General features: G+C 71.5%; 27 protein-coding genes and 1 pseudogene. 12 read left to right on the forward strand and 16 right to left on the reverse strand.

Features of this window, described 5'->3' with window-relative positions; genetic code table 11:
- Positions 1-92: 92 nt before the first annotated feature.
- Positions 93-893 carry a phosphatase PAP2 family protein gene (locus EDF50_RS00325; protein ID WP_123517330.1) on the reverse strand — a complete coding sequence of 267 codons (801 nt, stop codon included), beginning with the start codon at positions 891-893 and terminating at the stop codon, positions 93-95.
- A 140-nt stretch (positions 894-1,033) separates the two neighbouring features.
- Between EDF50_RS00325 and EDF50_RS00330 the strand changes: the two genes are divergently transcribed.
- Positions 1,034-1,831, forward strand: coding sequence for a hypothetical protein (locus EDF50_RS00330; RefSeq protein ID WP_123517331.1), 798 nt, complete (start codon positions 1,034-1,036; stop codon positions 1,829-1,831).
- Between the two features lie 37 nt (positions 1,832-1,868).
- Positions 1,869-2,366, forward strand: a complete 498-nt coding sequence (locus EDF50_RS00335; RefSeq protein ID WP_123517333.1) for a DUF2231 domain-containing protein — start codon at positions 1,869-1,871, stop codon at positions 2,364-2,366.
- Positions 2,367-2,481: 115 nt separating this feature from the next.
- Here the strand turns inward: EDF50_RS00335 and EDF50_RS00340 are convergent, their stop codons facing one another.
- Both EDF50_RS00340 and EDF50_RS00345 read right to left on the reverse strand, forming a co-directional pair.
- Complete coding sequence (locus tag EDF50_RS00340; RefSeq protein ID WP_148076720.1) at positions 2,482-2,793, reverse strand: hypothetical protein; 312 nt, start codon at positions 2,791-2,793, stop codon at positions 2,482-2,484.
- Between the two features lie 418 nt (positions 2,794-3,211).
- Complete coding sequence (locus EDF50_RS00345) at positions 3,212-3,778, reverse strand: recombinase family protein (protein WP_123517336.1); 567 nt, start codon at positions 3,776-3,778, stop codon at positions 3,212-3,214.
- 240 nt (positions 3,779-4,018) lie between these two features.
- Here EDF50_RS00345 and EDF50_RS00350 point away from each other — a divergent pair, with 240 nt between their 5' ends.
- Positions 4,019-4,762 (forward strand): hypothetical protein, encoded by a 744-nt coding sequence (locus tag EDF50_RS00350; protein WP_123517338.1) that lies wholly within the window; start codon positions 4,019-4,021, stop codon positions 4,760-4,762.
- A 28-nt stretch (positions 4,763-4,790) separates the two neighbouring features.
- On the opposite strand, the gene EDF50_RS00355 is transcribed toward EDF50_RS00350, so the two are convergent.
- Positions 4,791-5,969, reverse strand: a complete 1,179-nt coding sequence (locus EDF50_RS00355; protein ID WP_123517339.1) for a HAMP domain-containing sensor histidine kinase — start codon at positions 5,967-5,969, stop codon at positions 4,791-4,793.
- Positions 5,962-6,666, reverse strand: a complete 705-nt coding sequence (locus EDF50_RS00360) for a response regulator transcription factor (protein ID WP_123517341.1) — start codon at positions 6,664-6,666, stop codon at positions 5,962-5,964. The genes EDF50_RS00355 and EDF50_RS00360 overlap by 8 nt, the downstream gene beginning before the upstream one ends.
- Before the next feature lie 86 nt (positions 6,667-6,752).
- Between EDF50_RS00360 and EDF50_RS00365 the strand changes: the two genes are divergently transcribed.
- Complete coding sequence (locus EDF50_RS00365) at positions 6,753-7,451, forward strand: M15 family metallopeptidase (protein ID WP_123517343.1); 699 nt, start codon at positions 6,753-6,755, stop codon at positions 7,449-7,451.
- A gap of 18 nt (positions 7,452-7,469) precedes the next feature.
- Here EDF50_RS00365 and EDF50_RS00370 read toward each other — a convergent pair whose 3' ends face one another.
- Positions 7,470-8,864 carry an ABC transporter permease gene (locus EDF50_RS00370; protein ID WP_123517345.1) on the reverse strand — a complete coding sequence of 465 codons (1,395 nt, stop codon included), beginning with the start codon at positions 8,862-8,864 and terminating at the stop codon, positions 7,470-7,472.
- Complete coding sequence (locus tag EDF50_RS00375; RefSeq protein WP_123517346.1) at positions 8,861-9,688, reverse strand: ABC transporter ATP-binding protein; 828 nt, start codon at positions 9,686-9,688, stop codon at positions 8,861-8,863. Before EDF50_RS00375 ends, EDF50_RS00370 begins: the two co-directional genes overlap by 4 nt.
- A 142-nt stretch (positions 9,689-9,830) precedes the next feature.
- Between EDF50_RS00375 and EDF50_RS00380 the strand changes: the two genes are divergently transcribed.
- The 4 genes from EDF50_RS00380 (at position 9,831) to EDF50_RS00395 (ending at position 14,168) form a co-directional block, all read left to right on the forward strand.
- Positions 9,831-11,144, forward strand: a complete 1,314-nt coding sequence (locus EDF50_RS00380; RefSeq protein WP_148076721.1) for a PP2C family protein-serine/threonine phosphatase — start codon at positions 9,831-9,833, stop codon at positions 11,142-11,144.
- A gap of 141 nt (positions 11,145-11,285) precedes the next feature.
- The gene (locus tag EDF50_RS00385; RefSeq protein ID WP_123517350.1) at positions 11,286-12,077 is read left to right on the forward strand and encodes a hypothetical protein; all 792 of its coding nucleotides are present in this window, start codon (positions 11,286-11,288) and stop codon (positions 12,075-12,077) included.
- Between the two features lie 137 nt (positions 12,078-12,214).
- The gene (locus EDF50_RS00390) at positions 12,215-12,445 is read left to right on the forward strand and encodes a hypothetical protein (RefSeq protein ID WP_148076722.1); all 231 of its coding nucleotides are present in this window, start codon (positions 12,215-12,217) and stop codon (positions 12,443-12,445) included.
- 757 nt (positions 12,446-13,202) lie between these two features.
- A complete protein-coding gene (locus tag EDF50_RS00395) occupies positions 13,203-14,168 on the forward strand; it encodes an intradiol ring-cleavage dioxygenase (protein WP_123517370.1) in 966 nt (321 codons plus the stop codon).
- 112 nt (positions 14,169-14,280) lie between these two features.
- On the opposite strand, the gene EDF50_RS00400 is transcribed toward EDF50_RS00395, so the two are convergent.
- The 3 genes from EDF50_RS00400 to EDF50_RS00410 all read right to left on the reverse strand — a co-directional run bounded on the left by EDF50_RS00400 (position 14,281) and on the right by EDF50_RS00410 (position 18,031).
- Positions 14,281-15,120: a family 16 glycosylhydrolase gene (locus EDF50_RS00400; protein WP_123517372.1), complete on the reverse strand. Its 840-nt coding sequence runs from the start codon at positions 15,118-15,120 to the stop codon at positions 14,281-14,283.
- A 50-nt stretch (positions 15,121-15,170) separates the two neighbouring features.
- Positions 15,171-16,958 (reverse strand): hypothetical protein, encoded by a 1,788-nt coding sequence (locus EDF50_RS00405; RefSeq protein ID WP_123517353.1) that lies wholly within the window; start codon positions 16,956-16,958, stop codon positions 15,171-15,173.
- Between the two features lie 470 nt (positions 16,959-17,428).
- Positions 17,429-18,031 carry a hypothetical protein gene (locus EDF50_RS00410; RefSeq protein WP_123517354.1) on the reverse strand — a complete coding sequence of 201 codons (603 nt, stop codon included), beginning with the start codon at positions 18,029-18,031 and terminating at the stop codon, positions 17,429-17,431.
- Between the two features lie 83 nt (positions 18,032-18,114).
- Here EDF50_RS00410 and EDF50_RS00415 point away from each other — a divergent pair, with 83 nt between their 5' ends.
- Positions 18,115-18,711: a hypothetical protein gene (locus tag EDF50_RS00415; RefSeq protein ID WP_123517356.1), complete on the forward strand. Its 597-nt coding sequence runs from the start codon at positions 18,115-18,117 to the stop codon at positions 18,709-18,711.
- A 29-nt stretch (positions 18,712-18,740) separates the two neighbouring features.
- On the opposite strand, the gene EDF50_RS00420 is transcribed toward EDF50_RS00415, so the two are convergent.
- Positions 18,741-19,307 carry a GNAT family N-acetyltransferase gene (locus EDF50_RS00420; RefSeq protein WP_123517358.1) on the reverse strand — a complete coding sequence of 189 codons (567 nt, stop codon included), beginning with the start codon at positions 19,305-19,307 and terminating at the stop codon, positions 18,741-18,743.
- A gap of 183 nt (positions 19,308-19,490) precedes the next feature.
- On the opposite strand from EDF50_RS00420, the gene EDF50_RS16515 reads away from it, so the two are divergent.
- Positions 19,491-19,643, forward strand: coding sequence for a hypothetical protein (locus EDF50_RS16515; RefSeq protein ID WP_158612595.1), 153 nt, complete (start codon positions 19,491-19,493; stop codon positions 19,641-19,643).
- Positions 19,644-19,683: 40 nt separating this feature from the next.
- Here EDF50_RS16515 and EDF50_RS00425 read toward each other — a convergent pair whose 3' ends face one another.
- Positions 19,684-21,429, reverse strand: a complete 1,746-nt coding sequence (locus tag EDF50_RS00425; protein WP_123517359.1) for an MDR family MFS transporter — start codon at positions 21,427-21,429, stop codon at positions 19,684-19,686.
- Positions 21,430-21,436: 7 nt separating this feature from the next.
- Entirely contained in the window at positions 21,437-22,123 is a 687-nt protein-coding gene (locus tag EDF50_RS00430; protein ID WP_158612596.1) for a TetR/AcrR family transcriptional regulator, read from the reverse strand.
- A gap of 212 nt (positions 22,124-22,335) precedes the next feature.
- Between EDF50_RS00430 and EDF50_RS00435 the strand changes: the two genes are divergently transcribed.
- Positions 22,336-22,599, forward strand: coding sequence for a hypothetical protein (locus EDF50_RS00435; RefSeq protein ID WP_123517362.1), 264 nt, complete (start codon positions 22,336-22,338; stop codon positions 22,597-22,599).
- Between the two features lie 9 nt (positions 22,600-22,608).
- On the opposite strand, the gene EDF50_RS00440 is transcribed toward EDF50_RS00435, so the two are convergent.
- The gene (locus EDF50_RS00440; RefSeq protein WP_148076723.1) at positions 22,609-22,878 is read right to left on the reverse strand and encodes a hypothetical protein; all 270 of its coding nucleotides are present in this window, start codon (positions 22,876-22,878) and stop codon (positions 22,609-22,611) included.
- Positions 22,879-22,975: 97 nt separating this feature from the next.
- On the reverse strand, positions 22,976-23,464 hold the full coding sequence (locus tag EDF50_RS00445) for a MarR family winged helix-turn-helix transcriptional regulator (protein WP_123517366.1): 489 nt from the start codon (positions 23,462-23,464) through the stop codon (positions 22,976-22,978).
- A 280-nt stretch (positions 23,465-23,744) separates the two neighbouring features.
- Here EDF50_RS00445 and EDF50_RS00450 point away from each other — a divergent pair, with 280 nt between their 5' ends.
- Positions 23,745-25,043, forward strand: a complete 1,299-nt coding sequence (locus EDF50_RS00450) for an NAD(P)/FAD-dependent oxidoreductase (protein WP_123517367.1) — start codon at positions 23,745-23,747, stop codon at positions 25,041-25,043.
- A 151-nt stretch (positions 25,044-25,194) separates the two neighbouring features.
- Here EDF50_RS00450 and EDF50_RS17050 read toward each other — a convergent pair.
- A pseudogene (locus EDF50_RS17050) lies at positions 25,195-25,638 on the reverse strand (hypothetical protein); the annotation flags it as partial.

Raw genomic sequence — 25,638 nt, forward strand, 5'->3', positions numbered from 1 at the left:
CAGCAGGCCCGACTCGACGAAGATCATCAGCGACAGGCCGCCGAGGGCCCACGGGCCCATGCCGGCGAGGAGGGTCTGGGGGTCGAGGATGCTCACGCCCGGGTCCGTCCTTGGTCGATGGTCGGGATGGAGTTCGGCGCAGACGGTCCGATGGGGTGGCCAGTCCCCGAGCGCCGCTGGACCCGGTCGAGGAGGCGCAGCCACGGCGGCAGGGCCAGCGCCACCACCGAGCAGCCGAGCACGACAGAGGCGAGCGTGTCGCTCGGGTAGTGCACGCCCACCCAGACGCGCGACAGCCCGACGACGGCCACGGCGAGGGCGGAGGCCCCGACCACGACCGGCGTCCAGCGCCTCCCCCAGACGAGCAGTACGAGTGCCAGCGCGAGTCCGGTCGCCAGGGCCGTGTGCCCGCTGGGGAACGAGAACGAGTGCGGCTCGACGATCAGAGGGTCGACGAGGAGCCCAGGGTCGGGCCGGTCGCGTTGCACGACGAGCTTGACCAGCTCGGCCGCGGCCCACGGACCGGTCGCAATTCCGAGGACCGTGAGCGCCGCAGCCGCTCGGCGGTTCACGACCCACACCGCCACGACCAGCAGCAGCACGAGGGCTGCACCGAGCTGCGGCCCGAGCATCCGGTCGACGAGCAGCGCGGCCTCGTCGAGTGCCGGCACGTGCGCGCGGCTCGCGTGCTGGACGAAGTCGAGGTCGACCTCGCCCACGCTGCCTGCGCCCGAGGTGATCAGCAGCCCCGCGACGACGACGCCGGCGACACCGGTCGCGCCCCAGGCCGCCCACGCCCGGTCGTGGACGACGGAGCGGACAACCGGGAACAGAGGAGGCGCGGTGCGGCCGCGAGGGAGCGCCGGCGAGGGCGGACGGTGCAGGACGGTCATGCACGCAGGCTCCGCCCGGCCGTCCCAGAAACCGCTCAGACGCCCTGGCGGGCCGACCCGCGCCTCCTCGTCTCGGGCGGTGCGCCTCCTCGTCTCGGCCTCTGGGGGCTTTCTGGGAGGCGACCCCCGACCGTCGTCGCATGACGACACGTGCTGTTCCGACCGGGGCTACGGCCTCGGGACGCCGGGCCCTGCTGAGCAAGGTCCCCGAGATCACCCTCGCGTTCTGGGTGATCAAGGTGCTGTGCACCACCGTCGGCGAGACGTTCGCCGACTTCCTCGCCGACGGCCTCGGACTCGGGCTGACCGTGACGAGCGTCGTGATGGCGGCCCTGCTCGTCGTGGCCCTCGTCGTGCAGTTCCGGGCGCGGGCCTACGTGCCCGTCGTCTACTGGCTCGCCGTAGTGCTGATCAGCGTCGTCGGCACGCTCCTCACCGACACGCTGACCGACTCGCTCGGGGTCAGCCTGTGGGTGTCGACGGCGGTCTTCGCGGTCGCGCTGGCCGCCGTCTTCGTCGTCTGGCACCGCGTCGAGGGCACCCTCTCGATCCACGAGGTCACGACCCCGCGTCGCGAGGCCTTCTACTGGGCCGCCGTGCTGATGACGTTCGCGCTCGGCACCGCGGTCGGCGACCTGCTCGGCGAGCAGCTCGCGCTCGGCTACCTGCCCTCGGCGCTGCTCTTCGCCGCCGCGATCGCGGTCGTCGCCCTGGCGCACCGCTTCACCGGCGTCGGGTCGGTGCTCGCCTTCTGGGCGGCGTACGTCCTCACCCGCCCGCTCGGCGCCTCCGTCGGGGACTTCCTGTCGCAGCCGGTCGCGGACGGCGGGCTCGGCCTCGGGGCGACCGTCACCAGCGTGGTGTTCCTCGCCGCGATCGCGGCCCTCGTCGTCGTCCTCACGGTACGGCGACCGGCGCGACCCGCGCTACACGCCTGACTCCCTCCGCCCGCGCCTCCTCGAGAAAGAAGACCCAATGGACTGGCAGATCAACGGCCTCCCCGTACACCCCCTCATCGTCCACCTCGTCACCGTCGCGTTCCCGACGGCCTCGCTGCTGATCCTCGTCGGGGCGTTCTGGCCCGGCCTCCGTCGGCGGCTGGGTGTCATCACCCCGCTCGTCGCCCTCGTCTCGCTTGTCGCCGTCCCCCTCGCCACGTCCTCCGGCGAGTCGCTGGAGGCGCGGGTCGGTCACAGCGCACTGCTCGAGACCCACACGCAGCTCGGTGACACCCTGCTGCCCTGGGCCATCGCGGTATTCGTCGTCGCCGTCGCGCAGTGGGCCTGGCAGCACTGGGTTCTGACACCAGACGCGCGTCGCCCACGGCCGACCCTCCGGCACGGGACGAGACTCGGTGTCGGCGCCGTGCTGACGGTGCTGGTCGTCGGCGCGAGCATCGGCGGGATCGTCACGACCGTGCGCATCGGCGACTCCGGCGCCAAGGCCGTCTGGTCCGACTCATCGGCCACCTGAGCGCAGCCGTCCGCTCGCACAACCCTCTGTTGACCAACAGCAAAGCCAGCACACAAGCTGGCCACGCCCGGCTATCGATCGGCTAGAAAGACGCTGAAGCTGGTCAGGCGAGTCCCTAACGCGGGTCCCAGTGCGTCGACCAAAACGCGTCGATCCGTTCCCGGTCGGTCCACCAGGTGACATCGACCCCACGAGTCAGCGCGTCGATGAGGCCACCCTCATCGCCGGGCACTCGACTGTCGGTGACCCAATCGCTCATGACGAACCGGCCGGCCGCATCGAAGACCTGGTCGGGGCCGTCCCAGAACTCCAGCTCGTAGAAGTCGAGGCCACCCGTCTCTGTCCTATAGCTGTGGGCTACCACGGTCGTTCCTGCAGCAGGTCCAGAGCCAATCGTGCCGACGATGCCGTGCTGATCCCAGTCCACAAGCCTCGGAACCCTAGGATCGACCTCCTCGCGCGGAGGTGTGATCCGAGAGCGCTTAGGCCAGAGCCGCATGAACGAATGTTGTCATGGACAGTCGCACCGGGCTGCCCAAGAGCACTACCAGCCAACGTTTGCCAGCGTTTCCTCGCGGTCGACCGATCACCGATGACCGACGGACTAGCGGACGCCTACATGCCTCCTAGAGATTCCCCACCACAGCTTCCAAGAAACGCAGAACAGGCCGGGCGAACCATCTCCAGAGCCACAGCAGGGACCGAGGCCACCAGTCCGGGGCCTCCGCATCGGCTCGAGTCCGTCGCCGTCTAGCCCGCTCATCGCCAGCGAGGACTTCGGCTTCGTGACGGCCTCGTGGCTCTCGACGTCGCTTGCCGCGGTCGCGTGACACCCAGAAGGCCATTCATTGCTCCGCTCGGTGGACAGCCCGGTACACAGTCGAGCGGGCAACCCCGAACAGCTCGGCGATGTCGCTTGTCGTGTGGGCGCCGGTGCGGTGCAGCTGCACAAGGTGTTTCTCCTGCGACGCAGTGAGCTTGGGCTTGCGGCCGCGGAGCTTGCCCGCGGCCTTCGCGATTGCCATGCCCTCGCGGGTGCGGGCACGGATGAGGTCGGCCTCAAACTCGGCGACCATGCCGAGGACGTTGAACAGGAGCCGGCCGACCGGGTCGGTGGGGTCGTAGACCGCTCCCCCGAGGTTCAAGGCGACTCCCTTCTTCGTCAGCTCATCCGCGATGTCGGTCGCATCGCGCAGCGACCGGGCGAGGCGGTCGAGCTTTGTGACCACCAGGACGTCGCCGGCACGGCAGGCAGCGAGAGCTTCGCGGAGGCCCGGCCGGACTCGCGTCGTCCCCGATAGCCCGTGGTCAACGTGCACGTGTTGATCGTCAACACCCAGTGCTGCAAGACCGTCGCGTTGTGCTGCGAGATCTTGTCCGGACGTTGAGACGCGGGCGTATCCGATGAGCATCCGACGACTGTAGCGTTTACACCCCCATCACCGGGCATTTTTGCGGGACAGGCATACGCGAATCCGCAGGCCAGGCCCCACTTGACCTCGGCTGGCCGCAACGGGCTCGAATGAGTGTCCCGATGAACGACCGCCCATCGGACACCACCCGGAACAGCACACCCCCGCCACGTTCGTGGCCCCGAATGACGTGCCGGCCCGCACCCCTCCAGATCGAGAAGTCCTCATATGATGTGGCCCATGGGGAGACTGACGACGGGGGTCGCCGCGGCGGCACTCGCACTGCTGCTGACGGGGTGCGCCGGGGCCACCGGCGAGGGGGGTGGCCCGCCGACCGCGAGCAGCACGGCGACGAGCGCAGCCGGGGTGCCGGATCGGCAGGCCGTCCTCGACGCGCTCGGCGCGCCTCCTACGTCGGGACCACCCGACCCGGCCCGCCTCGCCGAGCTACGGCAAGAGGCCACCGACCAGCGATGGGAACAGGTCACGCAACGGTTCCCGGACGCGGTCCGACCCGAGGTCGCCCTGGTCCACGAGCTCGCGGGCGGCGACCTCGCTCCGGTCGTCTCGTGCCTGCGCGACGCCGGGCTGCCCGTGGTCGACGACGTCGGGGTGGGCGAGGACGGCTCGACCTCGCAGGGCTACTCGTACGAGATGCCCGACGGCGGGCCGCCGCCCGAATGGGCCGAGCTGGCCGCCTACCGGTGCGACGTCATGTACCCGGTTGCCGTCACGGAGACGCTGACCGTCGAACAGGCCGCCTGGTTGTTCGACTACCTGACCATGTTCCAGCTGCCGTGCTTCGAGGCGCTCGGCGCCCCCTCGACCGAACCGGGCATGACCCGCGAGGAGTTCGCGACGGCGTGGCCCCACCAGGGCTGGTACCCGAGCGCGGGCTCGAAATCGAGCCGAGGGCTGTCGGATGCCGACCTGGAACACGTCGAGGCCACCTGCCCGGCAGCGGACCCGGACACCTTCGACTGAGGCCGGAGCGGACCGGTCACCCCCAGGCTCAGCTGCCCGTCAGCCGGAGCGGTCCGTCAGCCGGAGCGGCCCGGCAGCCCGACCGGGCGGGCAGCTCGACGCTGACCCGCAGACCGCCCTCGACCCGGGCCCGCACCTCGAGCGTCCCGTCGTGGGCGCGGACGATCGCGTCGACGATCGCCAGGCCGAGTCCGGTGCCCGGGTGGTCGCCGCGCACCCGCGCGTCGCCGCGGTGGAACGGCTCGATCAGGGTCGCGACGACGTCGGACGCGACGACGGGGCCCGAGTTCTCGACGACGAGGACTGCCCCGCCGCCGCGCGGAGCCGTGACGACGGACACCCACGCCGCCGGTCGGCCCGCCAGCGACCCGACGTCACCCGCCTCCCGGGCAGTCCCCGCGGGCACGTTGTGCACCATGCCGTTGTGCACGAGGTTCGTGACCAGCTGACGCAGCAGGGCGGCCGACCCGACCGTCGTCGTGACCTCGCCCCCGACCTCGACGGCGACCCCACGCGCGTCGGCGAGCGGCGAGAGCACCTCGACGGCCTCGTCCGCGAGCAGCGACAGGTCGACGGGCGCGCGGTCGAACGACCGCTGGTCGGCCCGGCTCAACACGAGCAACGCCTCGGTCAGATCGACGGCGCGGTCGTTGACCTCACGCAGGCGACCGATCAGCACCCTCGGGTCGGACGACGGATCGTCGTGCGCGACGTCGAGCAGGGTCCGCGAGATGGCGAGGGGCGTCCGCAGCTCGTGCGAGGCGTTCGCCGCGAACCGTCGGTGGGCCGCGACGTGGCTCTCGAGCCGCTCGAGCATCGTGTCGAACGCGTCGGCGAGCTCACGGAACTCGTCGGCCCGACCGGGCAGGGCGATCCGGTGCGACAGCGACCCGTCGGCCGCCCGTCGCGCCGCCTCGGTCATCCGGTCGAGAGGTGCGAGCAGGCGCCCCGCGAGCAGCCAGCCGCCCAGCGACCCCACCACGAGCAGCACGACCAGCGCGCCGACGGCCCGCGGGACGAACGCCCGCACCAGGTCGCCCCGGTTCGGCACGAAGCCGACCGAGACGGCCGAGAGCGACTCCTGCGGGACGTAACGCAACAAGAAGAGCCACACCACGCCGATCAGCAGCACCCCGGTCACCACGACGACCGCGGCGTAGCTGAGCGCCAGACGCAGGCGGACGCCGGGCCCGGACGTCCTACCCACGACCCCGCGCCTCCTCGACGGGGTCGGACCCGACAGGGGCGGTCTCGATGCGGTAGCCGACGCCGGGCACCGTCGCGATCACCCAGGGTTCGCCGAGCCGCTTGCGCAGCGCCGAGACCGTGATGCGGACGGCGTTGGTGAAGGGATCGGCGTTCTCGTCCCAGGCCCGCTCGAGCAGCTGCTCGGCGCTGACCACACCGCCGTCCGCGCCCACGAGCACCTCGAGCACGGCGAACTGCTTGCGGGTGAGCGCCACGTAGCGGCCGTCCCGGTGCACCTCGCGTCGGAACGGGTCGACGCGCAGGCCCGCGAGCTCGGTGACCGGAGGCCGGTGGCGCACCCGACGCCGGTCGAGCGCGCGGAGCCGCAGCACCAGTTCGCGCAGGTCGAACGGCTTGGTGAGGTAGTCGTCCGCCCCCGCCTCGAACCCCGAGGCCTTGTCGTCGAGTCGGTCGGCGGCCGTCAGCATCAGGATCGGCGTGCCGCTGCCGGTCGCGACGAGGTGCTCGGCGATCGCGTCGCCCGAGGGGCCGGGCACGTCACGGTCGAGCACGGCGACGTCGTACTCGTTCAGGCCCAGCAACTCGAGCGCGGTGTCGCCGTCCCCCGCGACGTCGGAGGCGATCGCCGCGAGACGCAGGCCGTCGCGGATCGCCTCGGCCAGCAGGGGCTCGTCCTCGACGATCAACACACGCACCCCTCGATGCTAGGAGGCGGACCGTATCGTCCGCGTATCGGGAAACGCATACGCTCCTGCGACGGACGACCTCGTCGACTGGGGGCATGCGAAACCTCGACACGTCGCCCCCCACGCTTCCCGTGCACCCGCGTCCCGTCCCCGCCCGGCAGCGACGGCGACCCGCCGTCGTGCTGGCCGTCGTGGCCGGCGCGGTCGCGTTCTCCCTGGTCGTCCTCCTGGCCGTGGCCGTCGCCGTCTCACGCGCCGCGACGACGGGCGGACCAGGAGGCGCGGGCCGGCTCCTCGGCACCGCCGCGGTCGGTGCCGCACCCGGTCGAGACGACGCGACAGGCGAGGCGGGCGGCGTCGTCCCGCCCGGGACCTCGCCATTCGACGAGGACGTGCCGGCCGTCTCGGGACTCGACCCGCGCCTCCTGGACGCCGTGCGGCGCGCCACGGCGGACGCGACCGCCGACGGCGTCGTGGTCGTCGTCAACGGGGGCTGGCGGTCGTCGGCCTACCAGGAGCAGTTGCTGGACGACGCGGTGGAGCAGTACGGCTCGCGGACCGAGGCGGCTCGCTGGGTGGCGACCCCCGAGACGTCGGCGCACGTGCAGGGCGACGCGGTCGACGTCGGCTCGTGGGACGCCACCTCGTGGTTCTCGGAGCACGGTGCCGCGTACGGCCTCTGCCAGATCTACGAGAACGAGTCGTGGCACTACGAGCTGCGTCCCGAGGCCGTCGAGCAGGGCTGCCCGCCGATGTTCCGCGACCCCACCGACGACCCGCGGATGAACCCGTAGACGGTCGGAGAACCCCGATCAGCGGGTGGCGAGGGCCTCGACCGGGGTGACCGACGTGGCACGCCGCGCCGGGACGAGGGCGGCGACCCCGGCCAGCACGGCGGCCGTCACGGCCAGTCCGACGAGCAGCGGCACGGGCAGCGCGGGCGCGATCAGGCCCCCGTTGGCCGACCCGAGCAGCGACTGGGCTCCGGCCCAGCCGTAGACGACGCCGAGCACGACCCCGACGACGATCGCCGTCAGCGCCATCTGCGTCGCCTCGAGCAGGATCATGCGGCGCACCTGACCCGCGGTCGAGCCGATCGCGCGCAGCAGACCCAGCTCGCGCCTCCGTTGCAGGACGCTCAGCGACATGTCGTTGACCATGCCGACGGCGGCGATGACGGCCGAGAAGCCGACGAGGGCGGCGACGATCAGCAGCGTCGTCGTGAAGAACTGGTCGAGCTCGGCGGCGTACGGCGAGTCCTGCTCGATCGAGTAGATGAAGGAGCGCAGCGTCTCGAGGGCGACCGAGAGCGTGGTGACGAGGGTCACGCCGATCACGATGCCGATCGTCGCCCGCGTGCTGCGCTCGGGCTGGCGCACGGCGTTCTCGGCGGCGAGGCGTGCCACCTGGCTCGTGCCGAAGAGTCGCCCGACGCCGTTCAGCACGGTGGGCATCAGCGAGTGGGCGCCGACGACGACCCCGGTGAACGACAGCACGCCACCGAAGAACGCGACCAGCACGCCCATCGCGTCCGCCAGACCCACGACGACCCCGATGACGAGCAGCAGGCCGCCGCCGACGACGAGGAGGGCGGCGAACACCGTCCGCACGACGCGGCGGCTCCGGCCCGACAAGGGTGCGTCCTGCGCGGCGTCGGTCGCCTGGAGCGGCGTCACCTGCAGGACGCGGCGCGAACCGACCCAGGCCGCGGCGACCGTGGTCAGCACGACCGCGACGGCCGGGACGAGACCACCCGCCGAGACGTACGAGTACGCGAGGTCGGGCAGCTGACCACGCCCGACGAGCACCCTCACGGCGACGACGACGAGCGCGAGGCCGACGATCGTCCCGAGCACGGCACCGGCGACGCCGACCACCAGCCCCTCGCGGGCGACGGCCCGACGCTGGTCGCGCGCCGACGAGCCGAGCAACCGCATCAGGGCGATGGTGGGCGTGCGGCCGGCGACGACGGTGGTGAAGGTGTTCGCCGTGACGATCGCGCCGACGTAGAGCGCGAGGCCCACGAAGACCGAGGCGACGAAGCCGAGCATGGTCGAGACGGTGCCACTCGTGGCGACCGCAGGGTCGGTGGCGATGACCTGCTCGAACACGCGCGTCACGCCCAGCAGGCCGACGCCGAACGTCGTGCCCAGGGCGGCCACGAGGATGCTGGGACGGTGCTCCAGCAGCTGGTCGCGGGCGCTCACGCGACACGCTCCAGGTCGAGCATGACGCCCGAGATGTCGGCCGCGCTGCTGCGGCCGATCTCGTGCACGACGCGGCCGTCGGCGAGGAACACCACGCGGTCGGCGTAGCTCGCCGCGACCGGGTCGTGGGTCACCATCGCGATGCTCTGGCCGTGGTCGGTCGAGGCGGTGCGCAGCACGTCGAGCACGTCACGGCCGGCCTTCGAATCGAGGTTGCCGGTGGGCTCGTCGGCGAAGATCAGGTCGGGCCTCGTGGCCAGGGCGCGGGCGATCGCGACGCGCTGCTGCTGTCCACCCGAGAGCTGGTGCGGGCGGTGGGTCAGCCGGGCACCGAGGCCGAGCGTCGCGACGAGCCAGTCGATCCACTCCCGCTCGTCGGTGGTGGCGCGGCGCCCGTCGAGCCGGAACGGCAGCTCGATGTTGGCCGACACGTCGAGGGTCGGCACGAGGTTGAAGGCCTGGAACACGAAGCCGATGCGGCGGCGACGCAGCAGGGTCAGCTGCGTGTCGTCGAGGCCGGTGATGTCGGTGTCGCCGAGCAGCACCCGGCCCGAGGTGGCCGAGTCGAGGCCCGCGGTGATGTGCATCAGGGTCGACTTGCCCGAACCGCTGGGGCCCATGACGGCGGTGAACTGGCCGGCCTGCAGGTCGAGCGAGACGTCGCGCAGCGCATCGACGCGGCCGTCGCCCTGGCCGAAGGACTTCGTGACGTGGCTGACGCGGGCGACCGGGCCCGCGCCTCCTCGGGTCGGGTCGGCGGGACGGGTGGACGGGACGGATGAGGAGGCGCGGGTCGCGCCGGTCGAGGGAGTCGTGTCGTTCATGTCATCGATCCTCGCCGCCGGCCCCGGTGCCGGGACATGACGCCCGCCCACGGACTCCGGCGGGGGTTACCCCCCGACGCCGGCGTCCGTGACCCACGAACGGGCGCTGTCCGCCGAGGCGACCGGTCGGTATCGTCCGGCCATGACCTCCGTCCTGCTCCGGTCGACATCGACGCCGACCGGCCCCGGCGACAGCGTGCGTCCGACGCTCGTCCTCACCGGGACGCGCGCGGCCCCCCTGACGAACCAGGCCGTCGTCGCCGCCGTCGCCGGCGTGGCGGCGGTGTGCAGCCTCGTCCTCCCCGGCGTGACCATCACGGACGCCGTCAGCATGTGGGCGGGGATCGCCCTCGCCTTCCTGGGCCTGGCCTTCACCGCGCTTCTGCTGCTGCGGCCGGACCTGGCCCGGCTCGAGCTGCTGGTCCCCGCACTCGACTTCGTGGCGATCGGCCTGCTGCGCTTCGGGACGGGCGACGCTCGGTCGCCGTTCCTGGCGGCGGTGCTGCTCCCGGTGATCTGGATCGCCGCCCGGCCGGGACGTCGGAACGTCGTCTACCCGCTGATCGGGACGGCGGGCACCTTCCTCGTGCCGATGGTCCTGACCGACGCCGACCCGGGCGCCACCGAGATGGTCCGCCTCGGCTTCGTGCTGCTGGTCTTCGCCGCGGTCGCCTGGGTCACCAACGAGCTCGCCCGCCAGGCCGCGATCCGCCTGCGACACGTGCAGGAGCTGCGCCGGGTGGCCGAGGACGAGATCGGTCAGGCCGCACTCGTCCAGCGCTCGCTGCTGCCGACGTCCCTCGCCGGCATGCCGTCGCGCTTCACCGTCCGCGGGGTGTGCCTGCCGACCCGCTCGGTCGGGGGCGACTTCTACGACTGGTTCCCGACCGCGAACGGGGCGGCGTTCACCCTCGGCGACGTGATGGGCAAAGGCGTCGGGGCCGGCATGATCGCGGCCGTCGTCCGCTCGGTGCTCCGGGCGACGACACGAACCGGTTCACCGTCCGAGGCCGTCGGCCGGGCCGCGATCGGCGTCGACACGGGAGGCGACGGCTCGACGTCCGAGCAGTTCACCACGTGCTTCCACGCGCACGTCGACACCGACGGCACCGTGCACTGGGTCGACGCCGGCCACGGCCTCGCCATGGTCGTCCGCCACGGCGGCGGCCTCGAATGGCTGCGCGGCACCGACCTGCCGATCGGCGTGGGCGCGACCTGGACGACCCACGAGACCTCGCTCCGGCCGGGTGACGTCCTGGTCACCGTCAGCGACGGGGTGCTCGATCTGTTCGGCGACGACCTCGACGAGATGGCGGCGTGCGTCCTCGCGCACGCCGATCCCGACGACCTCGTCGCCCAGGTCGAACGGCTGGGTCGGGGCGCCCACCCGGAGGACGACGTCACCGTGCTCGCCGTCCGCTTCGAGGCGGACGCGGCCCCCGACCCCGTCGCATAGGAGGCGCGGGTCGCGGAGGTCCCGCGCTGGTCACTACCAGCGCCGATGCGGGCCTAGGCTTCAGGCGCAGCCCGGGCCCCGCTGACGACCGACGCGCTCACCGCGCGTCCCCGCTTCACGAACGATCCACGAGGTCGCCCCATGTCCGTTCCGTCCCTGCACTCTCGTCTCCTCCAGGCCACCGCCGGCGCGGCCCACTCGGTCGAGTTCACGTGGCGGCGGGCCGACGAGACCGGCGCGCTCTTCCCGACGGACCGCCCGGGCGGGCAGACGTCCGGGCGCTCGCCCCAGCGCATCGCCGTGCTGGGCGAGCGCGGCGAGACGAATCTCGGCGTGCTGACGAACGAGCTCGGCATCGCCGGGTTCCTCGCCCGTGAGCACCGTCGGACGACGGGGCGCGGATGCGACTGGTCGCTCAGCGCCTTCCCCTCCGACCGACTCGCGGACGGCCCCGCCGTGCTGGCCGACCGTGCCGCCGAACTGGTCGACACCGACCTCGTCGTCCTGCTGATCGGGGTGACGGACGCTCGCCGCCTGCTGCCGGTGGTGGTGTGGGAGCGTCAGCTGCGCCGCACGCTCGACCTGCTGGTCGCCCTGCTGCCCGAGCACGCACTCGTCGCGGTGGCCGAGGTCCCGCCCCTCGGGCACGTCGGCAGCCTGAGTCGCCCGGCGCGGGTCGCAGCCGGCCGCCGGTCGAGCCTGCTGAACCGGCGCACCCGTCGGGTCGTCGGCGGGTACCCGACGGTGACGGCCGTCGAGTACCCGCGCGAGCTCGCCGACGATCTCGGACGCCCCACCGGCCAGCGCCGCCGCCACACCCATTTCTACGCCGCGTGGGCCCGTGTCCTGATGGCCGCGCTGGTCGACGTGCCGGGCGCCTCGGACCTCGCGCCGGCAGCCGGCGAGCCGGCCGCGTACCGGTCGGTGTCATAGGGTGCAGGCAAGATCTGGACGCGCAGGCGTCCGGGCGAACCACGGGTGGGCGGAGCCCTGCCCGCTGACGAAGGGGACATCGTGAGCGACCATCGAGGACCGGGCCGGGCCGACACCACGGCCGGAGCGTGAACGTCGTGGAAGTCGGCACCGTCGTCGTCCTCTGCCTGCTGGTCGCCGTCGGCGTCGTGGCCGCCGTCACCATCGGCCGGCGCGGACGCCGCGACCGAGCGATCGCCGCACGACTCGACGCCACGGATCATGGGGCCGGTGTCCGCGCCCAGGCCGAGTCCGAGCGCCGGCACGAGGGCCCGCGGGGCGAAGCGGGTGGCATGTCCCGCTCGGCCGGCGACAAGAACTCGGCCTGAACACCGCGCCACCAGCCACCCCCCTCGACGGGGGCCACGTCAAGGGGTCCAGCGATCCTCTGGACAACCTCGCCGTGATCCCCTTATCTTTCTCGTACAGGTCGGACCGGCTCCACGAGCCGTCCGCCGCGCCACAGCTATCTCAGCCCAGACCTCGCTGATCAGGCCGCACGACTTGCGCCCTCGAGGTCTCACCCGTTGATCTCGTGGACGCGAGCAGCCCCACCCGACGGGGCTGCGCATCGGCGGGCACCTGGCTCCCGAACGGCCAGGTGTCCGCCACCCCACGAGACGCCGTCGACGCCGCACGGGAGCGGTGCCGTGACGCTGAGAACACGATCCCTCGTGGGCGCGTAACGTTCCGGGAGTCGAAGGCGTTTTCTTGCGTCTTCATTGGCCGGTGTTGCTTGCATCCCTGCCCGTGAAGCTCATGCGACAACATCGGCATCTGGGGCACGGCTGCGGACTCTTCCGCGGCCGTGCCCCTCTCTCGTCTCCGACCGAGATGTCACGACGTGCCGCTCACTCCCCGCGGGACGCGGCATGTCGTGACATCTCGGCTCACGAGGGTCAGACGGCGAGACCCGCTCCTTCGCCACGACCCTCCCGCGCGCGCGGGTGTCTCGGCGAGTTCCTGGGGTCTCGCGGCCTCCTTCATGGGCGGTTCATCGGAGGCGCAGGGTCGGGTCATCGGGACGGGCGTCAGGCTGGCGGCGATCCCATCCGAGGCGACCAGCCCCGAGCCGAGAGCGTGACCATGACCGACCCCCGTCCCACCCGCATCCCCGAACCCGACCGCACGCCCGACGGCCCCGCCTACGAGGGTCGGCTGCTCGACCGCGTCGACGACGAGGTCGTCGACCAGGGCGTCGCATTCGACCTGCGGACGCTGGTCTCGCGCCGCAGCGTGCTGGGCCTGATCGGTCTCGGCGCGGGCAGCGTCGTGCTCGCCGCCTGCACGTCGGCCACGGGGGCGGACGGGACCGGCACCTCCTCGACCGCCACGGCGACGCCGAGCCCGAGCGCCCCCGCGGGCACGGCCAGCACGCTGCCCGCGGGCGAGATCCCCGACGAGACGGCCGGTCCCTACCCGGGCGACGGGTCGAACGGGGCCGACGTGCTCGAGCGGTCGGGCATCGTGCGCAGCGACATCCGGTCGAGCCTCGACGGCGGCACCACCGCGGCGGGGGTGCCGATCACGCTGAGCATGACGGTGCTCGACATGGCGAACGGCGACGTGCCCTTCGCGGACGTGGCCGTCTACGTCTGGCACTGCGACGCGGCCGGCGGCTACTCGATGTACTCGGACGGCATCACCGACGAGACCTACCTGCGCGGCGTGCAGGTCGCCGACGCGACCGGCACCGTGACCTTCTCGTCGGTCTTCCCGGCCTGCTACTCGGGCCGGTGGCCGCACATCCACTTCGAGGTCTACCCCGACGTGGGGTCGATCACCGATGCGACGAACGCGATCGCCACCTCACAGCTCGCCCTGCCCGAGGACGTCTGCCGCACCGTCTACGCGCTCTCGGACTACGACGGCTCGACCGCGAACCTCGGGCGAGTCAGCCTCGCGGACGACAACGTCTTCAGCGACGACAGCGGGGCGCTGCAGCTGCCGACGGTGACGGGCGACGCGACCTCGGGCTACGCGCTGGCGCTGACCGTGCGCGTCGACACGGGCACCACACCCACCGCCGGCGGCGCCCCCGGTTCGCGCTAAGCCACCGAGACCCCGAGAAGTCGCCGAGATGGCACGACTTGCCGCTCACCTCTGAAGGTGAGCGGCAAGTCGTGCCATCTCGGGCGGCCGGGCCCGGCCCGGCCCGGCCCGCCTACCGGTAGACCCGCACGTAGTCGACCTTCATCTGCTGCGGCAGCTGGGTGCTGCCGTCGGGGTAGCCGGGCCACGCACCTCCGACCGCCACGTTGAGGATGATGAAGAACGGCTTGTCGAAGACCCACGGGTCGCCACCGGTGCTGGCCGGCGTGACCTGGTGGTAGACCTGCCCGTCGACCGACCAGGTGATCGAGCCGGGGGCCCAGTCGACGGCGAAGGTGTGGAAGTCGTCGGCGAACGACCAGCCCTGCGGGTGCTGGTACGTGCTGGTCAGCCCCTCACCACCCGAGTAACCGGGGCCGTGCACGGTGCCGTGCACGCGGTGCGGCTCGAAGCCGACGTTCTCCATGATGTCGATCTCGCCCGCGCTCGGCCAGGCGTTCGTCGGCAGGTCGGCGCCGAGCATCCAGAACGCCGGCCAGATGCCCTGGCCCCGCGGGATCTGGATGCGTGCCTCGACCCGGCCGTACTGCGCCGTGTACTTGTTCTGCGTGGTCAGCCGGGCCGACGTGTACGACCCGTCGCCCTCGCGCTTCGCGGTGATCACGAGGTTGCCGTTGCCGTCGAGGGCCGAGTTCGAGCGTGAGCTCGTGTAGTTCTGCAGCTCGCCGTTGCCCCAACCGCCCCCTCCCGTCTCGAGGTTCCAGACCGAGGGGTCGGGGGCGCTGCCGGCGCCGCCGTCGAACTCTTGCGACCAGACGATCGCCTGCTGGGCCGAGGTCTCGGCCGAGGCCGGAGCCGGTGCCGCGGCGACCGTCGTCGCGGCGAGTGCTGCGGCGGCGGCCAGGCCGACACCGGTCAGGGTGCGTCGCGTCAGGTGCTGGTGCTTTCTCATCGTGTCTCCGCTCGTCGTCGTGCGTCGATTCGTCGTGCTGAGGCGTCCGGTCACGGGTACGTCACCACCCGACTCGGCACGGTGTTGCCGGCGGGGGTCGGCACCGAGCCGCCCACGCCGTTGATGACGCTCGAGATCGTGCCGACGTCACCCAACGAGACCGTGAAGACGCCGTGCGCCGTGACCCCCGACGTCCGGGGCACCTCGAACGCCTGGGCCAGGCGCACCTGCGGGTTGGCGTTGAAGAACGAGTAGACGCCGCCGCCCCAGATCTCGTGGCTGGTCACACCGTCGGCGACCTTGTACGCCGCCCAGCCCTCGCCGGTCGGGCTCTGCCACGACGCGTTGTCGGGCACGTCGTACGGCAGTTCGTTCTGGAAGAAGATCGTGCGACCGCGTTCACCGTTCCACACCACCTGGTACTGCTGGTAATGCTCGACGAACAGGCCGGTGGCGATCACGTCGTCACCGTTCACCTCGACGCCGGTCGCGCCGCGGTTGACCGTCCAGCCGGTGGGAGCGCCGCCGTGGTCGGCGCGCCAGGCCCAGATGTGGTCGACGATCGTGTCGTCGCCGTTCACCTGGAGCGTGGTCGTCGCGTTGCCCTGGATGCTCGAACCGACACGGAAGTACACGTCCTGCACGCTCTGCGGGTTCGCCGCGTGGTCGACGTGCGAACCCGTGGTGCCCAGTCGCATCAGCTGGTCGCTGTTCTGCGTGCCGGCGTCGACGACGAGGCCCGAGACGTTCACCCCGGCCACGTCGGCCGTGGTCAGCACGGCGTCGCCGCTGGTCGGCACGAGCGTCGGGAACCCGATGCCGGTGACGACGGTGTCGGCGCGGGTGACCTCGATGGCCTGGTCGAGCGGGTAGGTGCCCGGCGTGAAGAACAGGTTCAGCCCCTGCGCCAGCGCACCGTTCAGGGTCGCGGCCGAGTCGCCCGGGTGGGCGACGTAGAAGTCGCGCATCGGCAGGTCGGTGCCGGCCGTGTCGGGCCAGGTGACCCCGGCCGAGTCCCGCTGCAGCGCGGGGACGAACACGTGGTAGTCACCCGCGTCGTCGACGTAGAGGTACGGCTTCTCGCGCGTGACCGGGGTCGTGGCGAGGGTCGTGTAGCTCTTCGAGAAGTCGTTCGCCGGCGCGCCCTGCACGCCCGAGAAGGTCATGTTCCAGTTGCCGCCCTGCCACGACCCGAGGGTCGAGTCCCGGGTGTACCACTGCTGCTGCGACCCCGAGGTGACGGTGCCGTCGACCTTGCTGTCGGCGATGTAGCCGCCCGACGAGTAGCCCTGGCCTCCATCTTGGTTCGACGGCCCCATGGTCAGGTCGCCCTTGATGTGGACGCGGCGCATGGGGGCCGCCTGCGACACGGCCCACCGGTCGACGCCCGACTCGGGCTCGACGGCCAGGTTCTCGACCGACCGCCAGAAGTTCTGCGTCGCGTTCTTCTCGTCGCCGTAGTTCCAGCCCGAGTCGACGTTGACGGCGCCCTGGATCGTGACGTCGTCGGGGTTCTTGCCGAGCCCCTGGAGCGCCGTGTAGAAGCCCAGGTTCGCGAAGACCCGGCCGTAGGTGCCGGGCTCGAACAGGAAGGCGTGACGCTGGTCTCCGAACTGCGCCGTGGGGTTGCGCAGCTGCGCGTCGAAGGCCGCGTCGATGTCGGCCTGGATCGTCGAGGCCGGCACGCTCGGGTCGTACACGGTCACGTTCGGCCCGAAGTCCGGTCGGTCGCTCGTCGCCACGGCGGCCGTGCCCCCGGCGGCCGCCTGTGCCGCGAGGGCCGGCAGGACCGCCCCCACGACGCTCGCCGCGACCCCCGCCGCGATCACTGTCCTCATCCGTCTGTGCATGATCTTCTCGTCTCCGGTGGCGTCGTTGCCACCCGGTCGGACCGTACGCCCGCCTCGACAGCAAAACAAGACCCCCCTGTCCAGCACGCGAACGGGGGGTGCGAAGAAAGTGCGGAGACTGCATGAGGCACGGTGCCGGCCCGGATCGAGATGTCACGACTCGCCGCTCACGTCCAGAGCTGAGCGGCACGTCGTGACATCTCGCTGTCCGACGGCGTACCCGCTCACGGGCCGCCGATGGACAACTCGATCACGGTCTCATCATGACGAGGCCCGGTCGGTCGACTGCAGACGGCACGGTCGGCACGGTCGGCACGGTCGGCACGGTCGAGAGGCTGGATCGGCTCCGGGGACGGAACCGGGCGTGTCGGCCGACGCCCCGGGGTTCGACGTCGACGTCGATCCCGTCCCCTACGAGACCCCGGGCACGGTCGCACCGGCCGCACTGCCGGACGACGTCAGGGTGCGGGTTCGCCGGGCGCCGGCGGGTCGCGGACGACCTGCTCGGCTCCTGCTTTGTCGAGCGTCCCCGGGAAGGTGAACCGCCCGAACTTCCCGGTGGGGTCGTGGGGGCTCACCGGACGGGCGATCGAGGAGGCGCGGATCACCTCGATCAGCAGGTCGCGTCGGTGGTCGTCGAGCACGGGCGTCGAGCGCTCGCGCAGCAGGACGGACGCCGTCGGCCCCCGTCGACGGCCGATCTTCAGCAGCAGGCCGGCCCGGTCGCCGTCGCTCAGCCCCACGAGCTCGGCCCGCTCGATCTGGTCGAACGGTACGACGCGGTGGCGGATGCGGAGTCGTCGACCGGCGAGGTCGATCGCGAAGGGCTCGTTGAGCCACAGGACGACGTTCCACCCGACCGCGGCGGCGGTCGCCCAGAACACGAACGAGACCGGGACGGCGATCGGGCCGAACGAGTCGACGAGCGACTGGCCCCCTCGCGAGAAGAACGCGCCGGCGGTCCCGAAGATCACGCTCGCGGGCAGGAACACCCGCATGGCCCGGACCAGCACCCGCTGCTTCGGCTCGTCGTCGAACACGACCCAGGTCTCGTCGGACATGTCGCCACGGTACCGGCCGGCAACTCCCGCGGCACCGGCGGCACCGGCATGGACGCGCCTCCCCCTGGTGTAGACAATCCCTCATGGACAAGACCGTGCTCGACCCGCCCCGAAGCCGGTCGGAGCAGAAGCTGCGGGGAGGCCAGTGGTGGACTCTCAGCTGCTACGGGCTCGTGACCCTGCTCGTCGTCGTGCAGCTGTCCTGGCGTCACGAGAACGACGGTCCGGACGGTCTCTGGTACGTCATGGCGGCCCTGGTCGTCGTGTACGTCGTCGCCCTGCTCGGCCTGGTCGGCCGCGTCCTCGCCGTGTCGTCCTGGCGTCGGCTTCCTGTGGAACAGGGCGAGCGCCTCCTCTGGGGCACCTTCGCCGAGCGCGTCCTGCCGACGGGAGGCGCGGCCTACCCCGGTCGCGTCGCCCTGTCGACGACCCGGTTGCGCTACCTGCCCGACCCGATCTCGCGCCTCCGTGGGGTGACGGACGAGGAGTGGCCTGCCGCCGCCCTGAGCGACGTGCGGATCACACCCGTGGACGAGCGCCGTCGCCGCCGTGGTGGTCGCTGGGTGATGGTCGACGTCGAGGGCGGCGCCCCGATCACGCTGATGTCGAACGAGACGCACCTCGTCGCCGACGAACTCTTCGAGGCGCTCCGCGTCGCCTCGACGGTCACCTGGGACTGACGTCCCGGACGGACTCGCGGACCGCCCGCTCAGGCGAGCCGCGCCTCCAGACCGGCCCGCACGTCGGGCCACTCGGCGCGCACGATCGAGAAGTAGGCCGTGTCGCCCACCGTGCCGTCGGCGGCGATGCGGTGTGACCGCAGCACGCCCTCGGGCACCGCACCCAACCGGCGGATCGCGGCCGCGCTGCGGAGGTTGCGGGCGTCGCACCGCAGCCCCACCCGGTTGAGCCCGAGGGCGTCGAACGCGTGGCCGAGCAGCAGCAGCTTCGTGGCGGGGTTCGTCCCTCCGCCCCAGAAGGCCCGGCCGTACCAGGTGCTGCCGATCTCGACCCTCCCCTGCGCCGGCGCGAGGTCGTACAGCGTCGTCGTGCCGCGTACCTCGCCGTCGTCACCGCGCACGGTGAAGGCGAGGGTCGTCGGGTTCGCACGTTGCGCCTCCACGTGCTCGGCGTAGGCCGTGACGTCCGCCGGTCGCGGCGTCACCATGCCCGCCCACAGCGCGTCGTCGGTCAACGGCCAGAGCGCGGCCGCGTCGGCGACCTCGAGCGGGTCGAGCCGCACGCGTCGCCCGGCCAGTCGGACCTCGTGGATCATCGGTCTCGGCCTCGCGCATCCATGCGGATGATCCTACGAGGGCCCCGGCGGGTCGGGACGGACGTCGCAGGTCGGCTACGGTGATCGATCGACAGCCCGCGAACTGGGGGCCGCGGCACGACCCCACCGTGCCGCACCATCGTCTGACGCGTCCGACCCGACGGGCCGCCCGAGGAGACATCCATGAGCACCCCCAGCACCCCCACCCGCCTGCGCGAGGACGACGTCGACGGCGTCGTCTGGGACGCCGCCCAGGAGGCGCGTCTCGCGTCCGCCCCCGCCCGCACCTCGACCGCGGCGGCGACCCTGCCCGCCCCGGGGCCCACCGCCGTCTGACCCGGCGCGCTCCCCGCCCCGACGGTGCCCTCGGGATCGGCTACGGGCGGTCGGCGTCGTCCCGCTCGTCGACTGCGTCTAGCGGCGCGACCGGAGCCCCGGTGGCCACCGCCCCGGCGGTCGCGGCCTCGGACGCCGCACCGGCTCCTCGTCGCCCGGCACGGCCTGCGCCGCGACCCTGTGCGGCGCGCTCGGCCGCTTCGAGCCGTTCGGCCTCGTCGCCCGAGAGCGCCTCGCCGCGCGACACCATGCCGGCGACGTCGGACAGCGTGATCTGGGGCAGGAAGAGCGACAGCACGAACGCCACCGCGATGAACGGGATCAGGTAGGCGAACACCGGGGCGAGCGAGTCGGCGTAGGCCTCGACGACCAGCCGACGGATCTGCTCGGGCAGCTGGTTCAGCGTCGCCGGGTCGAGCGTGGCCGTCGCCTGCGAGGCGTCACCGGCCGAAGCCCCGGCCCCCGTGAAGACGTCCGTCAGGTTCGAGGTGAGCCGGCTCGTGAACAACGCACCGAAGATGGCGACGCCGAGCGCGGCACCCACCTCGCGGAAGTAGTTGTTCGTGCTGGTCGCGGTGCCCACGTTCTGGGCGTCGACCGAGTTCTGCACCACGAGCACGACGACCTGCATGATCAGGCCGAGGCCGGCGCCGAAGAGGAACAGGAACACGCAGATCAGCCAGAGCGGGGTGTCGGCGGTCAGCGTCGTGAAGAGCGCCATGGCGATGCCGGTGAGGATCGTGCCGACGACCGGGAACACCTTGTACTTGCCGGTCTTGGTGATCAGGTTGCCCGACAGGATCGACGTGCCGATCAGGCCGACCATCATCGGCAGCAGCAGGAGGCCCGAGACCGCGGCCGAGGCGCCCGACGACATCTGCAGGAAGGTCGGGACGAACGCGATGGCCGAGAACATGCCGATGCCGAGCACGAAGCCGACGGCGGTGGCGAGCACGAACACCTTGTTGCGGAAGAACGACAGCGGGATGATCGGGTCGTCGGCCCGCGACTCGACGAGCACGAACAGCGACGCCGCGATCACGACGCCGGCGCCCCACAGCCAGGTCTCCGGAGCACCCCAGCCGTGGTCGTCCTGGCCGCCGAACTCGGTGAAGAAGATCAGGCAGGTGGTCGCCGCCGACAACAGCACCACGCCCAGCACGTCGATGCGCTTGGTGGCCTTCTTGCTGGGCAGCGTCAGGGCGGCCCAGGTGATGACGAACGCGGAGATGCCGACGGGGATGTTGATGTAGAACGCCCACTGCCAGGTCAGGTGGTCCACGAAGAAGCCACCGAGCAGGGGCCCGCCGATGGCCGACAGGCCGAAGACCGCGCCGAGCGGCCCGAGGTACTTGCCCCGCTCGGAGGCGGGCACGATGTCGGCGATGATCGCCTGCGACAGGATCATGAGTCCACCGCCGCCGAGGCCTTGGATCGCGCGGAACACCACGAACGTCCAGAAGTCGGTCGCGAAGGCGCAGCCGATGCTGGCGAGGGTGAAGATGGCGATCGCGACGAGGAACAGGTTGCGTCGACCGAGGACGTCGCCGAACTTGCCGTAGATCGGCATGACGATGGTCGTGGCGAGCAGGTAGGCCGTGGTGATCCAGGCCTGGTGCTCGACGCCGCCGAGCTCGCCGACGATGGTGGGCATGGCCGTCGACACGATCGTCTGGTCGAGGCTCGACAGCAGCATGCCCGAGATGAGGGCGCCGAAGATGATCCAGATCCGCCTCTTCGTCAAGAGGAAGGGCGCGTCGGCCTTCGCCGCGGTGGTGGTGGTCATGGCTGGGTCACAGCGCCTTTCGGTCGTGGTCGGCACGGGGGTCGGAGGACGAGAGGGTCGGTGCAGGAGGCGCGGCACCGGTCGAGAACAATTCGCGCGCGATCACGAGCTGGTCGCCGAGCACGGTGTCGAACCGTTCGTCGGGCCTGCCGTCGGTGAAGAAGAAGAGCTCGAAGGCGCGTTGGACGAGCCCGGTCAGCAGGGTCACCGCGACGTCGATGCGCGGATCGCCCTCGGCGAGCCCCTCGTGCGCGGCGACGGCCGCGACGATGCGGCGTCGCTGTTCGTCGCCCTGCCGCAGCATCGCACCGAACAGGCGCGGTTCGCGGTCGAGGGCGGCCTTGAAGTCGGCCGCCTGCCCGCGGGTGAGTCCGACGCTCTCGATGCGGTCGACGACGAGGGCGCCGAGGTCGTCGAAGACGGTCGACAGGGGCGGGAGGCGCGGGTCGCGTCGCGAGGACGCGTAGCCGTCGAGCGCCTCGTCGTCGTCGTCGAGCGCGATGCCGACGACGACGTCGTCCTTCGACGCGAAGTGGTTGAAGAACGTGCGGCGCGAGATGCCGACCGAGGCGCAGAGCTCTTCGATCGTGAACCCCGCGAGCCCGTGCTCGGCGGTCAGACGCCGGGCCACGGCGGTCAGCTCGAACCGGGTTCGCAGCCGACGCTGGGCCGTCTTGCCGGTGGCTGTGGCCATCGCGTGCCTCCTGGACTCGTCGCTCTCGTGATCGGCGACGTCGCCGGGGGCCTCGTGGCCGATGACGATGATTGCACTCTGTCGGCGAAAGTGCAATCCTGCTGCCTGTGAACCCATCGCGTGGTGGACCTGGCTGAGGACTGAGCGGCAGAACGGTCCGCGTCCCCTGAGAACGCCGTCGCCGTACGGCAGGTGTTGCCTACGCTGGCCCGATGAGTGCACCGAGAGCCCGCCGCGTCTGCCTGTCGGTCGCCGGTTTCGCCCTCGTGGCGATCGGTCTGGCCGTGTTGGCGTTCACCTTCGACTGGGACGCCCCGACGATGTTCGGCCTGCCCACCGGTCTCGCGGGCTTCACGCTGATGATCGGGGGCGCGATCGTCGCCGAGGTCGGATTCCGCGGTGCGGTCAAGGCCCGGAGGCGCGAGGTCGCCGTTCGTCGGCACGCCCACGTCACCGACCTGGAGCGGACCTCGTGACGGACGGGCTCAGACGGTCAACCACTTGATCGCCGGGTAGAGCACCCGGGCGATCTTGCGTGGGCACGGGAACGAGGTCGTGGTGCCGTCGCGCTCGTTCAGCGTGATAACGGGCCGGTCGCCGACCGACGCGTAGTCGACACTGGCGAGCGCGTCGACGGGGATCTCGCGGGTCGTGGGGCGACCTGCGGTGTCGCGAAGGACGTAGACGAGACGGTCGTCGTGCACCTGCATGCCGTGCTGCGCGTTTCCTGCCGTCCAGGTCACCGAGAGTCTCACGAGGCGACCCTAGCGGGTCCGTGGGCGACAGGGCCGAGCGCATGACGCCCGTGGTCTCGTGCGACCCTCCGACGAGGAGGCGCGGTGGCGGACGTCGTCACGACGTCGCGACCCCGAGGGCGGTGCCCAGGTCGCGGAAGACCGCCTCGGCGACGGGCCTGCGAGACGCGGGCAGCGCCTCCTGGACGGCTCGACCGTAGGTGGCTCCGGCGTCGCCGACCCCCCTCGTCCCCTCGGCGGTCAGCGACAGGACGAAGCTGCGGCGGTCGCTCGGGTGCTGCAGCCTGGTGACGAGACCGGCGACCTCGAGCCGATCGGCCAGGGCCGTCATGGCGCCCGACGAGAGCCCCAGCGCCTCACCGACCTTCTTCGGCGGGGTGTCGCCCTGCACCGACAGGTGGACGAGAGCGAGGAAGTCGGTCGAGCCGACGCCGATGCGCTTGGCCAACCGGTCGTTGACGAACGCGATCTGCGACTGCAGGTGTTGCAGCGCGATCAGCACGGCGGCGACGTCGGCCCCCTGCGGCTCGGTGGGGTGGTCGATCGCGGGCTCGGCAGGCAGGGAAGCCCGGGGCACGGGGGTCATGGGGTCTCCGGGAGGATCGGGTGACCGCGATCGAGTTCGGGGTGCCGTCGGCGACACATGTCGCTCGGGTGACGAACAACTCGATCAGCGAGTAGTTCGATGAACGTAACATCTGGTGAGCGTCTCGACAAGTCCCTCAGCTGGGGCGGGATGAGCCGATCACGCCGGTAGGCACGTCCCCTCGGGGCGAGTAAACTCGCCGCGGACTCGCCGCTCGGGTCCGGCCAACCGGGGTCGACGACGATCCGACGACACGATCGACACCGCAGGAGCACCCCCTATGACCGCAGACCCTCGCCCCCACGTCGTCATCGTCGGCGGCGGCTTCGCCGGCATCGCGGCGATGAGGTCCCTGCGAGACGCCGACGTCCGCATCACCCTGATCGACCGCCACGTCTACAACATGTTCCAGCCCCTCATGTACCAGGTCGCCACCGGCGGCCTCAACGCGGGCGACGTCACCTACTTCCTGCGCAGCCTGCGTTCCAAGCAGTCGAACGCCGAGTTCCGGCACGGGCTGCTCACCACGGTCCGGGCCGACGAACGCATCATCACGCTGCGCGACGGTGAAGAGATCGCCTACGACGCCCTCGTCCTCGCCAACGGCGTCAACACCAGCTACTTCGGCACCAAGGGTGCCTACGAGTACGCCTACTCGATGTACTCACGGTCGCAGGCGCTGCGCATCCGCGACGAGCTCTTCACCCAGCTCGAGAACGCCGCCGCCTCGCAGGGCAGCGGTGAGGTACGGGTCGTCATCGTCGGCGGCGGCGCCACGGGCGTCGAGATGGCCGGAGCGCTGGCCGAGCTCCGCGACCAGGCCCTGAAGGACGCCTACCCCGAGATCGACGCGTCGAGCATCACGATCACCCTCGTCCACCGCAGCGGCGAACTGCTCAAGCCGTTCTCCCCCCGTCTGCGGAAGTACGCCGCCAAGGTGCTGCGCAAGCGCGGCGTCGACCTGCGGCTCGACACGGGTGTCGAAGAGGTCCGCCCCGACGGTGTGGTCGCCGCCGACGGCGAGTTCATCCCCGCCGAGCTCGTCATCTGGGCCACCGGGGTCGCCGCCCACGCCGAGGTCGCCTCGTGGGGAGTGCCCCAGACCGACGGCGGACGCATCCAGGTCAACGACGACCTCACGGTCAAGGGCCTCGACTGCATCTTCGCCGCGGGCGACATCGCCGCCATGGACGACGCCCTCGCCCAGCTCGCGCAGCCGGCGATCCAGGGCGGCGAGCACATCGGCGAGCAGATCGTCCGCTTGCTCGCCGGCAAGAAGCTCACGACGTTCAAGTACCACGACAAGGGCACCATGGCCACGGTCGGCACGAACGCCGCCGTGGTCCAACTGCCCAACGGCTTCACGATGACCGGCCCCGTCGCCTGGCTGCTCTGGGTGTTCGTCCACATCACGAGCCTGCTCGGCAACGGCAACCGGCTCTCGACGCTCACGCACTTCTTCGTGCGCTACCTCTGGGCGCTGCGAAAGCGGGCGATCCCCATCGTGGGCGACGTCCGGCCGGTCCGACCGAACGGCGACCGCGCACCCGAGAAGTGGCAGACCGAGAAGGTCGAGTAGCGGGCCCGGCACGCCAAAAACCCCGTTTCGAACCATGAACCCGGAAAAAAGCGGGTGCGTGGTTCGAAACGGGGTTCGGGGGTGATCCGGTACGTACCGGATCAGGCCGCGCAGGTGGGGGCCCGGCCGGCGATAGCCGGCCGGACGGGTGTTACTGGGTGGCGACGGTGATCTTCGCGACGCCGACGAGCATCTCGTCCTGGACGGCGTCGGTCTTGAAGGTCTGGTTCAGCAGGCTCGCGGCGTCGGGGCTGATGTGGACGGTGGTGCCCTCGAGGACGGCGTTGGAGCCTTCCATCTGGATGGGCTTGAGCGTGCCGCCCCAGAGGTTGAAGAGGTAGGCGTCCTCGGCGGCGACGGTGCCGTTGGCGGTCACGGTGCCGTAGAGCTTGCTCTCGCCCGGGTCGATGCGGAAGTCGGTGAGTTCGACGACGGTGCCGTCGGCGGCGGTGAGGCTGATGCCGGAGCCGTCGTGGTCGATCTCGCCCTGGACGTAGGGTCGGACGTCGCTGTCGGGGCCGTAGTAGTCGACGTTGCCGCCGGTGATCGGGAACGCGAAGGTCCCGTCGGTGAAGGTCGCGGTGCCCACGACGCC

It is taken from the genome of Frigoribacterium sp. PhB24 (genome assembly GCF_003755185.1).
Lineage (GTDB): Bacteria > Actinomycetota > Actinomycetes > Actinomycetales > Microbacteriaceae > Frigoribacterium.

Excerpts from the sequence above, each read along its gene's own strand:
- EDF50_RS00430 (WP_158612596.1), bottom strand. The coding sequence starts at position 22,123 with ATGGCCACAGCCACCGGCAAGACGGCCCAGCGTCGGCTGCGAACCCGG.
- EDF50_RS00420 (WP_123517358.1), bottom strand. The coding sequence starts at position 19,307 with ATGATCCACGAGGTCCGACTGGCCGGGCGACGCGTGCGGCTCGACCCG.
- EDF50_RS16515 (WP_158612595.1), top strand. The coding sequence starts at position 19,491 with ATGAGCACCCCCAGCACCCCCACCCGCCTGCGCGAGGACGACGTCGAC.
- EDF50_RS00395 (WP_123517370.1), top strand. The coding sequence starts at position 13,203 with ATGACCGACCCCCGTCCCACCCGCATCCCCGAACCCGACCGCACGCCC.
- EDF50_RS00385 (WP_123517350.1), top strand. The coding sequence starts at position 11,286 with ATGTCCGTTCCGTCCCTGCACTCTCGTCTCCTCCAGGCCACCGCCGGC.
- EDF50_RS00365 (WP_123517343.1), top strand. The coding sequence starts at position 6,753 with ATGCGAAACCTCGACACGTCGCCCCCCACGCTTCCCGTGCACCCGCGT.
- EDF50_RS00425 (WP_123517359.1), bottom strand. The coding sequence starts at position 21,429 with ATGACCACCACCACCGCGGCGAAGGCCGACGCGCCCTTCCTCTTGACG.
- EDF50_RS00410 (WP_123517354.1), bottom strand. The coding sequence starts at position 18,031 with ATGTCCGACGAGACCTGGGTCGTGTTCGACGACGAGCCGAAGCAGCGG.
- EDF50_RS00325 (WP_123517330.1), bottom strand. The coding sequence starts at position 893 with ATGACCGTCCTGCACCGTCCGCCCTCGCCGGCGCTCCCTCGCGGCCGC.
- EDF50_RS00375 (WP_123517346.1), bottom strand. The coding sequence starts at position 9,688 with ATGAACGACACGACTCCCTCGACCGGCGCGACCCGCGCCTCCTCATCC.
- EDF50_RS00400 (WP_123517372.1), bottom strand. The coding sequence starts at position 15,120 with ATGAGAAAGCACCAGCACCTGACGCGACGCACCCTGACCGGTGTCGGC.
- EDF50_RS00405 (WP_123517353.1), bottom strand. The coding sequence starts at position 16,958 with ATGAGGACAGTGATCGCGGCGGGGGTCGCGGCGAGCGTCGTGGGGGCG.
- EDF50_RS00450 (WP_123517367.1), top strand. The coding sequence starts at position 23,745 with ATGACCGCAGACCCTCGCCCCCACGTCGTCATCGTCGGCGGCGGCTTC.
- EDF50_RS00435 (WP_123517362.1), top strand. The coding sequence starts at position 22,336 with ATGAGTGCACCGAGAGCCCGCCGCGTCTGCCTGTCGGTCGCCGGTTTC.
- EDF50_RS00445 (WP_123517366.1), bottom strand. The coding sequence starts at position 23,464 with ATGACCCCCGTGCCCCGGGCTTCCCTGCCTGCCGAGCCCGCGATCGAC.
- EDF50_RS00415 (WP_123517356.1), top strand. The coding sequence starts at position 18,115 with ATGGACAAGACCGTGCTCGACCCGCCCCGAAGCCGGTCGGAGCAGAAG.
- EDF50_RS00330 (WP_123517331.1), top strand. The coding sequence starts at position 1,034 with ATGACGACACGTGCTGTTCCGACCGGGGCTACGGCCTCGGGACGCCGG.
- EDF50_RS00335 (WP_123517333.1), top strand. The coding sequence starts at position 1,869 with ATGGACTGGCAGATCAACGGCCTCCCCGTACACCCCCTCATCGTCCAC.
- EDF50_RS00350 (WP_123517338.1), top strand. The coding sequence starts at position 4,019 with ATGGGGAGACTGACGACGGGGGTCGCCGCGGCGGCACTCGCACTGCTG.
- EDF50_RS00380 (WP_148076721.1), top strand. The coding sequence starts at position 9,831 with ATGACCTCCGTCCTGCTCCGGTCGACATCGACGCCGACCGGCCCCGGC.
- EDF50_RS00345 (WP_123517336.1), bottom strand. The coding sequence starts at position 3,778 with ATGCTCATCGGATACGCCCGCGTCTCAACGTCCGGACAAGATCTCGCA.